Genomic DNA, 1,954 nt, shown 5'->3' with positions numbered 1-1,954 from the left:
GAAGATGATGGGAAATAACACAGTATCCACGACCGTCCCGTCAACATCTTACACGGCGATGAATGAGCATGAAAGAGCAGCGGTTGCCCATGAATTCATGAATAACGGGCAATCCGGCCCACATCAGGCCATGGCCGAAGCGCACCGCCGCATGATCAATGCAGGCTGAATGCGACTGTAGTATCCGTGCTTTTACCCTTTCCTTGATAGATTATTCCTTAACCGGATATGTTGTGAGATTTTTGCCCCCGTCAGGGGGCTTTTTTATCTGACTCAGCTACAATTAACCGGTACCTGTCTGAAAGGATTTATTAAATGAAAATCAAAAACACCCTTTTTGTAATATTAATGTTATCCCTGCCAGCCATTTCTGCTGAACATTCGGAAATGAAAATGTCAGATATGCACTCATCGGCATCGTCACAGGAATATATGGCTGGCATGAAAGACATGCATGACAAAATGATGGCCGCCGTTAATGAGCCCGATCCCGATAAGGCCTTTGCAAAAGGTATGATCGCACACCATGAAGGAGCAATAGCAATGGCTGAGACCGAACTTAAATACGGAAAAGATCCCGAAATGAGAAAGCTTGCGCAGGACATCATTAAAGCTCAGAAAGGTGAAATCGAGCAGATGAATAAATGGCTTGGCAGTCAAAAATAAAGATTGCAAAAACGCCATAATAAGCGTAATTTTAATTCACTCCCGGGCACGGGAGCCTGTTAAACGTTAAATAATTAAAACCCGATTAATTTCGGGTTTTTTATATACTATACTCCGGTCCTTTGCTGTGGACCGGAATATATGCAGCAGCGATAATTTTTACACATTATCTCGTCATGGCAACAATATCGCTCAGGATCTCAACCAGCTCAATCCTTTCCTGCATTCCGTCATGATAGGTTGATCTTGAGATGATTCTTTCCGCTGTCATCCGGGGCCAGAATTTATCAAGCACATTATCGGGCTTCATTCCCACCGCCCGGCCAATTATTTTTTTAGCATCACAGGTGTCCGTAAACGTGACGGCTACACCGGTCATTTCTTCGATCAGATCCGGGCAGAGATAGTTCTCTATTTCACGTTTACGCGTGGCGAAGAATACCTTACCGGCATCCTCCACTTCTCTTTTACGTTTCTGAATGGACATAACCTGTGCAGGGTCTCCCCCAATATCGGAGTCCAGAAAAACGCACCAGGGAAGCCCCAGATCGTTGGCCAGATTCAATGTAACCCAGTGTTTGACGCTGCCACACCCTCCTATGAGGACTGGCACTATTTTCACGTCCTCCAGAGAGGCTGGCAGCACACCTGACTGTTTTAATGAACTGGCCGCATGCCTCAGGAAAGTGACATCCGACTTTCCCTCTACCAGAACAATCCCCTGCGCCCTTTCCATACCGGTCTCTGGTAGCACCCCCAGGCTTTCAGTGGCTTCCTTCAGCACAGCGTCATCCGGCATTTTTACTACGGGTTCACCCGCCTCATTTCGGGTGACATAACGTACACCTTCGACAGGGATCAATCCGGCCAGCGCCGGGACATGGGTGGTGACGATAATCTGACGGTGCGGCTGGCCTGCCAGTGCCAGCAACGCTTTCATCAGCATCATCTGATAGTTTGGCTGCTGTGACGTTTCAGGCTCTTCGATGGCATAAATCATGTTTCTGGGCGTCCCCGCGACATTCTTTTCAGCCTCAGCCCGGAAAAAATTCAACAGGATAAGCCTCCTTATCCCGCTGCCGCGCTTATTGATGGGGATGCCATTTTCCCCGTCCAGGGTGAAATTGAAGGTCCACTTGGGTTTTTCCTTAAATCGTGGAGTCAGTTCACTGGCGAGTTCGGGGGCCATTTCACGTAATTTATCCGGGTATACGGATTTAATGGTTGATGGGGCACCTTCACCCCATCAATCTGATACCACCCTCAGATGGGGTCCGCTTGGAAAAGG

At 48.0% G+C, this 1,954-nt stretch carries 1 protein-coding gene and 2 pseudogenes; 2 read left to right on the top strand and 1 reads right to left on the bottom strand.

Annotated features, from left to right (window positions below):
* Positions 1-169 (top strand): annotated as a pseudogene (locus IM317_RS23440) (copper-binding protein); the annotation flags it as partial.
* Between the two features lie 146 nt (positions 170-315).
* Positions 316-666, top strand: a complete 351-nt coding sequence (locus tag IM317_RS23435) for a DUF305 domain-containing protein (protein WP_008786877.1) — start codon at positions 316-318, stop codon at positions 664-666.
* Between the two features lie 166 nt (positions 667-832).
* Here IM317_RS23435 and IM317_RS23430 read toward each other — a convergent pair.
* Positions 833-1,870 (bottom strand): annotated as a pseudogene (locus tag IM317_RS23430) (ATP-dependent endonuclease); the annotation flags it as partial.
* Positions 1,871-1,954: the final 84 nt, after the last annotated feature.

The sequence above is a fragment of the Enterobacter cloacae complex sp. S3 genome, from assembly GCF_014930495.1.
GTDB classification, from domain to species: Bacteria; Pseudomonadota; Gammaproteobacteria; order Enterobacterales; family Enterobacteriaceae; genus Enterobacter; species Enterobacter asburiae_B.
Note: the sequence above shows the minus strand (reverse complement) of the source record. Positions and strands in the feature narration are given on the sequence as shown.